9 protein-coding genes are annotated in these 7153 nt (G+C 28.6%); 3 read left to right on the top strand and 6 right to left on the bottom strand.

What is annotated here, in order from left to right; all coding sequences use genetic code 11:
* Window position 1 precedes the first annotated feature (1 nt).
* Entirely contained in the window at window positions 2-595 is a 594-nt protein-coding gene (locus ABXT65_RS07220; protein WP_415323454.1) for a DUF3501 family protein, read from the top strand.
* Here ABXT65_RS07220 and ABXT65_RS07225 read toward each other — a convergent pair.
* From ABXT65_RS07225 to ABXT65_RS07250, 6 genes are read right to left on the bottom strand one after another with little or no spacing between them, the layout of a single operon-like run.
* Window positions 588-1034 (bottom strand): SH3 domain-containing protein, encoded by a 447-nt coding sequence (locus ABXT65_RS07225; RefSeq protein ID WP_415323455.1) that lies wholly within the window; start codon window positions 1032-1034, stop codon window positions 588-590. The two genes, ABXT65_RS07220 and ABXT65_RS07225, sit on opposite strands and share 8 nt — an antisense overlap.
* On the bottom strand, window positions 1034-1789 hold the full coding sequence (locus ABXT65_RS07230) for a HesA/MoeB/ThiF family protein (RefSeq protein ID WP_415323456.1): 756 nt from the start codon (window positions 1787-1789) through the stop codon (window positions 1034-1036). The genes ABXT65_RS07225 and ABXT65_RS07230 overlap by 1 nt, the downstream gene beginning before the upstream one ends.
* Window positions 1786-2223 (bottom strand): dUTP diphosphatase, encoded by a 438-nt coding sequence (gene dut, locus ABXT65_RS07235; RefSeq protein ID WP_415323457.1) that lies wholly within the window; start codon window positions 2221-2223, stop codon window positions 1786-1788. Before dut ends, ABXT65_RS07230 begins: the two co-directional genes overlap by 4 nt.
* A gap of 6 nt (window positions 2224-2229) precedes the next feature.
* Window positions 2230-3435, bottom strand: a complete 1206-nt coding sequence (coaBC, locus tag ABXT65_RS07240) for a bifunctional phosphopantothenoylcysteine decarboxylase/phosphopantothenate--cysteine ligase CoaBC (protein WP_415323458.1) — start codon at window positions 3433-3435, stop codon at window positions 2230-2232.
* An 8-nt stretch (window positions 3436-3443) separates the two neighbouring features.
* Window positions 3444-5012, bottom strand: coding sequence for a 2-polyprenylphenol 6-hydroxylase (gene ubiB / locus ABXT65_RS07245; protein WP_415323459.1), 1569 nt, complete (start codon window positions 5010-5012; stop codon window positions 3444-3446).
* Window positions 5012-5716: a class I SAM-dependent methyltransferase gene (locus tag ABXT65_RS07250; protein WP_415323460.1), complete on the bottom strand. Its 705-nt coding sequence runs from the start codon at window positions 5714-5716 to the stop codon at window positions 5012-5014. Before ABXT65_RS07250 ends, ubiB begins: the two co-directional genes overlap by 1 nt.
* A 35-nt stretch (window positions 5717-5751) precedes the next feature.
* Between ABXT65_RS07250 and mutM the strand changes: the two genes are divergently transcribed.
* A complete protein-coding gene (gene mutM, locus ABXT65_RS07255) occupies window positions 5752-6615 on the top strand; it encodes a bifunctional DNA-formamidopyrimidine glycosylase/DNA-(apurinic or apyrimidinic site) lyase (protein WP_415323461.1) in 864 nt (287 codons plus the stop codon).
* Between the two features lie 50 nt (window positions 6616-6665).
* Window positions 6666-6926, top strand: coding sequence for a 30S ribosomal protein S20 (gene rpsT / locus ABXT65_RS07260; RefSeq protein ID WP_415323462.1), 261 nt, complete (start codon window positions 6666-6668; stop codon window positions 6924-6926).
* Window positions 6927-7153 lie beyond the last annotated feature (227 nt).

Below are 7153 nucleotides of genomic sequence, written 5' to 3' on the forward strand. Positions count from 1 at the left end.
TATGAGCAAAGAAAAAAAACAAATAGAAAAAAAAGATTTATTACCATCTGATATTTATGCAAAAAGTAGAAAACAAATTAGAAAAGATTTAGTTGAGTTTAAAAAAGATAGAAGAATAGCACTTGGTCCTTATGCCACTTTTTATTTTGAAAGTTTTGAAACTATGGTTGCCCAAGTTCAAGAAATGCTTCACATCGAAAAAGGTGGAGATGAGCAATTAAAAGATGAGTTAATAGCCTATAACCCTTTGGTTCCAAATGGAAAAGAGCTTACAGCTACACTAATGTTTGAAATTGATAATCCAATTTCAAGAGCTACATTTTTAGGTAAAGTTGGAGGAATCGAGGAAAAAATATTCATGAAAATTAAAGATGAAATTGTTAAGGCTGTTCCAGAAAATGATGTTGATAGAACATCAGCAGAAGGAAAAGCTTCTTCGGTACAATTTATCCATTTTAAATTTAACGATGTTCAAATCAATAAATTTAAATCAGGCAATACAAGCATTGAAATTGGAATCGATCACAAAGAATATGCACATACTACAAAATTGACTGAGGATAATGTTAAATCATTAACGGCTGATTTTATTTAGTAGATCCCCAGACATTTTTAATTTTAACCCAACCTTTGTAATCATCGGTTGTTATGTTACACCAATTATCTTCACATTTTTTAATAACTAATAGTCTTCCTTTTTCTAATTTTGCAAGAGGTTCAGAAAAATTAGAAGGCTTTTTAAATAAAAACTTTTCTTCTACGGTTATTATAGAGTTTGATGGTTTTAACTGACTCGAATGTATCCAGCCACTATTGTTATCTAAAAATATAATTCTTCTCCAGTTTTCTTTTTTATCTATTTGTTTTACGGGTAGATTAATTTTTCTATAAATATATTTAATTGGATAATCCAGACCAGGCCCATACCTAACGTTTGTTGTATTTTTTTTTAGTGATAAGAATTTTTCTTCAGCATTTAGTAATTGAACACCAAAAATTGATAAATATAAAAACCAAATAGCTATTTTTTTCATTATCTACAAATGCAAATTTTTCTTTTGTTTAATTTAACTTTTCTAAATCTTAAATAAAGTAAATCTAGAATAAAAATGTATCCATCAAGCCCATTTCCAATATTTAGTATTTTTTTTAGAACCTCATTTGCCTGAATAGTTCCCACAATTCCCGCAACAGTTCCAAGAATACCTTCCGATTCACAATTTAATAAATCGTCTGAAATTTTAGATTCTTGAAAAAAACACCTTAAACATGGAGCTTTTTTATTTTTAAAGTTAAAAGTGAATACATGTCCATCAAACTTACTAATTGCCCCCGTCACAAGAACTTTTTTAAATTTTAAACAATAATCATTTAATAAAAATTTGGTTGTAAAATTATCTGATCCATCAACTACATAATCATAGTCATTTATAATTTTTTTAAAATTATTATTATTTAATCTAATTTTATAAATAGTGACTTTTGTATGGGGATTTATTTTTTTTATTTTATCTTTTGCTATTTTGACTTTAAATTTTCCAATATCTGATGTGCTATAAAGGCTTTGTCTATGTAAATTAGAAAGACTTACTTTGTCGTCATCAACGACTCCTATTGATCCAACACCTGCTCTTGATAGAAATTCTGCAACTGGAGATCCAAGACCACCAGCACCAACAATTAAAACTTTAGAGGACAGAATTTTTTTTTGGCCTATAATGCCAATATCTTTAAGTACTATTTGTCTTGAAAATCGCTCAATTATTTTTTTATTTAGTTGGCCCTTCATTTACCAGTTGAGCCAAATCCACCCTCACCTCTTAAAGTATCTGGCAAATTATCCGTTTCTTCTAATTCCATTTTGACAGCTGGTGCTAAGATCATCTGTGCCACTCTATCCTTGTTATTAATTATAAAATCTTCTTTTCCGTGATTAAAAAGGATAATTTTAATCTCACCCCTGTAATCACTATCAATAGTTCCTGGCGTATTTAAAACAGTTATACCTTTTTTTGCAGCAAGACCTGAACGAGGGCGAATTTGTACCTCATAATCCTCTGAAAATGCCATAGAAAGCCCTGTAGGTACCAAATATGAGCTATTGGGAGATATTTTAATTGGCTCTTCTACAAAGGCCATTAAGTCCATACCAGAAGCACCACTTGTTTTGTAAACTGGAAGTTCTACTGCAGGATTTAATTTTTTGATTAATACTCTTGCCATTAAATTTTAATTTAACTGTTTAATAACTCTATCTGTTATCTCTTCTGAGATTTCAGATTTTTTTTTCATGACAAGTTTTTCATTTTTTATTTCTTTATCTTTATAAAAAATTGAAACTTCATTAAAATCAGAGTCAAATCCAATAGAATTATTGGATACATCATTTGCTATTATCCAATCACAATTTTTTTCAACCAATTTTTTTTGAGCATTCTCTTGAATGTTATTTGTCTCAGCCGCAAATCCAATAACTAATTTTGGCCTAAGAGAGTTATGTTTTGAGACATAATTTAGAATATCAATATTTTTTTCAAGCTCTAAATTTAAATATTCTTGTTTCTTCATCTTTTTATTTTTTCTCTCTTTTACTTTAAAGTCAGCAACGGCGGCAGAAAAAATTGCTACATCGGCAGGTAAATTTTCTTGTGTTGCTTTAAACATTTCATCTGCTGTTTCAACTTTAATTAAATCTATATTACTATCTATTTGTAGGTTTGTAGGTCCAGAAATTAGAGTTGTTTGAAATCCTCTTTTTGCCAAGGATTTCGCCAAAGCATATCCTTGCTTCCCAGAAGATTTATTTGTTATAAACCTAACAGGATCAATATACTCATTAGTTGGTCCTGCAGTTACTAGAGCTTTTAATTTTTGATTTTTATTTAATTCACCAAAGTATGTCTCAATTGTTTGAAAAATATCTTTTGGTTCAGTCATTTTTCCTTCACCAAATTCTCCACAAGCCATATCTCCTATTTCAGGGCCAATTATTTTATACCCATAAGATCTTAATTTATTTAGATTTTGTTTAGTTGAAGGGTGCTCCCACATTCTAACATTCATAGCAGGCGTCAAAAAAATATCCTTGTCAGATGCAAGAATTACTGTTGAAGCTAAATCATCTGAAGATCCAGCGCTTAATTTGGAAATAGTATTTGCAGTAGCAGGAACAACAAGAATTACATCTGCCCATCTAGAGAGTGATATATGGTCCATTTCAGCTTCATTTTCTGCATTAAATAAATCATCATAAACTTTTCCTTGAGAAAGTGAGACCACCGACAAGGGAGTTACAAATTCCTTAGCACTTTTGGTAAGTATAGTTTTAACTTCTGCATCTTGTTTTTTTAATAATCTAATAAGTTCTAAACTTTTGTATGCAGATATACCTCCACATATTATTAAAAGTATTTTTTTATGAGATAAATTATTCATTGAGTAAATTAAAATACTAATAGACCAAAAATTACAAGCAATAATAAACCAACAATAGACTGGTTTCTAAACGCAATCATTTCAGATTTCTTTTCATTTAAGGCTGTGTAGGAGTTTGAATTATGAGGTATTTGCCCACTTGCTAAAAATGTAAGTGCTTGATTAGCTTTATCCATAATCTCTGGAAAATCAGGCAATCTTTTAATTACCTCAGTAGTACTTTTTAAGCCTTCATTTAAAGTATTAATAGGGTCTTTAGTTTCTCTTAACCAACTTTCTAAAACTGGTTTAGACGTTTCCCATATATTGGTATTAGGATTAAGCTTTCTTGCAACCCCCTCAACAACAACCATAGTTTTTTGCAACATTAATAATTGAGGTTGAGTTTGCATATTAAATTTTTCAGTAACATCAAAAAGTTGTTTTAATAACTTTCCACCAGAAATGTCTTTAACAGATTGACCAAAAATTGGCTCACCAATTGAGCGTAACGCTTGAGCAAGATCATCAACTGGCACATCTTTAGGCACAAGGCCAGCAACCAAGTGAACTTCAGCAACTTTTTTATAATCTCTCTGAATAAAGCCAAATAAAATCTCTGCTAAAAATCTTTTACTGAGGTTGTCCAGTCTACCCATAATACCAAAGTCTATTGGCACAATTTGTCCATTATTATCAATAAATATATTTCCTTGATGCATATCTGCGTGAAAAAAACCATCCCTAACAGCATGTCTTAGGAAATGTTGAATAATATCAGAGGCAATTCTCTTAGTATCAATATTTCTTTTTTGTAAATCTTCAGTTTCCCGAATAGACACACCATCTACCCAATCAAGTGTCATTACATTTTCACTTGTAAAATTCCAATAGATAACAGGAACTCTAAAACCCGCATCATTTTTTGTATTTTCTGCGTATTCATTTGCAGCAGCAGCTTCGAATCTTAAATCCATTTCGAGATTGGTTATTTCTTTAAGTAAAAAAACAACTTCAATTAATTTTAATCTTTTGGTTTTTTTAATAAATGATTCAATAAAAAAAGCAAAAAGCATCAACGCATCTATTTCTTCATTAAATGTTTTTTTAATATCAGGTCTTAAGATTTTAATTGCTACATCTTTTATTGTTCTATTGTCATTTATTTTAGCTTTATGGACTTGAGCTATTGAAGCGGCAGCTACAGGCTCACTCAAATCTATTATTGTATTGAAAGTCTCTTCTCCTAAATCTTTTTTAATGATTGCCTTTGCTTCAGATAAGGAAAAAGCAGGAAGTCTATCTTGTAAGCCTTCTAACTGTTTAGCTAATTCGTCACCAATTATATCTGGTCTCGTAACTAAAAACTGTCCTAATTTAATGAATGTTGTTCCCATTGACTGTAACGATTTAGAGAGTCGCTCACCTTCAGTGACATCTAAATTAACTTTTCTTGAATTAGAAAAAGAAAATGAAAGTATTTGAAATAGAATTTTAATAGCTAGAGGGGGTTTTTTAAATTTAGAAACAACGTTTAAGATGTCAGATTTAGCTAACTTTCTTCCTAATTTAAATAATGTTAATAGTTTTTTAATCATTATATTTTCCAACCAGAGTGAATTGCTACAATTCCACCAGATAAGTTTCTGTAACTGCAATTTTCAAATTTGTTTATTTTCATGAGATCAATTAACTCTTCTTGATTAATAAACTCTTCAATACTTTTTACTAAATATTCATAAGGTTCTTTTTTACCTGCAACTGCTTTACCAATTAAAGGAATAAGTTTCGAATAATTTTTATAGATAAAATTTAGATTTGAGTTTTGAATTTTAGAAAATTCCAAACATAAGTAGCGACCACCTGGTTTTAAAACACGAAAAGCTTCTGAAAGAGCTTTATTAAGATCCTTAGTGTTACGTAAACCAAAACTAATTGTATAATAGTCACAAGAATTATCTTTAATGGGTAATTTTTCTGCTGGAGCAATCCACCAGTTAATATTTTTATAAGTGGTTAACTTTGTTTTGCCTTTACTAATCATTCCTTTATTAGGATCTATACAAAAAATTTTGCCATCTTTATTAGTTAAATCTAAAAAAAGTTTACCAAGATCACCGGTGCCACAGGCAACGTCAATTAAAATTTTATCCTTTGATGGATTCATCCAACTCATTAGATCTCTTTTCCAAATTCTATGAACACCTAGAGACATGAAGTCATTCATTAAATCATACTTATCATAGACATTGTCAAAGACACCTTGAACAAGCCCTTTTTTATTTTGGAGATATTGTTGCATGTTAAATTTATTATTTATTGATAATATAACGTCAAATGCCAGAATTACCAGAAGTAGAAATAGTCAAACAATCGCTATCTAAAAAAATAGAACAAAAAAAAATCAAAAAAGTAATAATTAAAAACAGAAATTTAAGGTTTAAAATTCCACAAAAATTTGAAGAATTGTTACAAAACAAAATTATAAAAAAAGTTACAAGATTTTCTAAGTACTTAATTTTAAATTTTTCGGATGATTCATTTTGTTTAATTCATTTAGGAATGTCAGGAACTATCCATTTAGTTAAAAAAAATAACTTGAATAAATTTACAAATGCTAGTTTTTACAATTCTCCAAACTTACCAAAAAAACATAATCATGTTGAAATACAATTTCAAGATTTAAAAATTATTTATAATGATCCTAGAAGGTTTGGTTTTTTTAAATTTATAAATAATAAACAAGAGCTAATAAATAGATTTAGTCATTTAGGGCCAGAACCATTTTTTAAAAATTTTAATTTAAAATATTTGTTGAAATATTTTTTTAATAAAAAAAAAGATATAAAAAGTTTTTTGATAGATCAAAAATTTGTATCTGGAATTGGCAATATTTATGCAAGTGAAATTTTATTTTTAAGCAAAATTAGCCCAACAACTTATGCAATGAAATTATCGAGAGAAGAATGTAAAAAAATTATTACTTTTTCAAAGAGTGTACTTAATAAAGCCATTCAAAAAGGTGGCTCAAGTATTCGTGATTTTAAGAATATATCTGGGGAAAATGGTAATTTTCAAAAAGAATTTAAAGTTTATCAAAGGGAAAACTTAAATTGTTTAAGAAATAAATGTAGTGGCAAAATAAAGAAAATATTTATATCCAATAGATCTACTTTTTTTTGTAATACCTGCCAAAAATAAGCAATTATTCTGTTGACCAGTATAAATTCTCGAGCTATACCACTGCGCTTATGGCAAACACAAAATCAGCAATTAAAAGAATTAGAAAAATTGCTACACAAACACTAGTTAATAAGGCTCGTAAGAGTAAATATAGGAATGCTATAAAAAAGATGAACCTTCTACTTGAAGAAAAGAAAAAAGATGAAGCTTTAAAATTCTTGCCAAAGTTGAACTCTGAATTAATGAAAGTTGCAAAGACTGGAATTATTAAGAAAGCTAATGCTTCCAGAAATGTTTCAAGAATAACAAAAAAGATCTCAATCTTATAAAAACCACCTACAGTTGTTGAAAAGATTTAACCAAAAGTACTCATACTAAATAAGATTTTTGTTTATTTAAAGATACCATATCTAGATTTAGTAAAGTTTATAATTTGTAAATCACACACTCACAGATTTTAAATTTGTAAAATTTATTTTGAATTTTATTCGTGCTATGACAAAAATATTGTTCAGAATAAAAACAGACCACTTTTAAAAAATGATTATTCGCGTTA

Source organism: Candidatus Pelagibacter sp. Uisw_127 (assembly GCF_047722515.1).
In the GTDB taxonomy this organism is placed as follows: domain Bacteria; phylum Pseudomonadota; class Alphaproteobacteria; order Pelagibacterales; family Pelagibacteraceae; genus Pelagibacter.

What these genes read in the sequence shown, in the direction of transcription:
- ABXT65_RS07220 (WP_415323454.1), top strand. Translation starts at nt 2, where the DNA reads ATGAGCAAAGAAAAAAAACAAATAGAAAAAAAAGATTTATTACCATCT.
- ABXT65_RS07225 (WP_415323455.1), bottom strand. Translation starts at nt 1,034, where the DNA reads ATGAAAAAAATAGCTATTTGGTTTTTATATTTATCAATTTTTGGTGTT.
- ABXT65_RS07230 (WP_415323456.1), bottom strand. Translation starts at nt 1,789, where the DNA reads ATGAAGGGCCAACTAAATAAAAAAATAATTGAGCGATTTTCAAGACAA.
- dut (WP_415323457.1), bottom strand. Translation starts at nt 2,223, where the DNA reads ATGGCAAGAGTATTAATCAAAAAATTAAATCCTGCAGTAGAACTTCCA.
- coaBC (WP_415323458.1), bottom strand. Translation starts at nt 3,435, where the DNA reads ATGAATAATTTATCTCATAAAAAAATACTTTTAATAATATGTGGAGGT.
- ubiB (WP_415323459.1), bottom strand. Translation starts at nt 5,012, where the DNA reads ATGATTAAAAAACTATTAACATTATTTAAATTAGGAAGAAAGTTAGCT.
- ABXT65_RS07250 (WP_415323460.1), bottom strand. Translation starts at nt 5,716, where the DNA reads ATGCAACAATATCTCCAAAATAAAAAAGGGCTTGTTCAAGGTGTCTTT.
- mutM (WP_415323461.1), top strand. Translation starts at nt 5,752, where the DNA reads ATGCCAGAATTACCAGAAGTAGAAATAGTCAAACAATCGCTATCTAAA.
- rpsT (WP_415323462.1), top strand. Translation starts at nt 6,666, where the DNA reads ATGGCAAACACAAAATCAGCAATTAAAAGAATTAGAAAAATTGCTACA.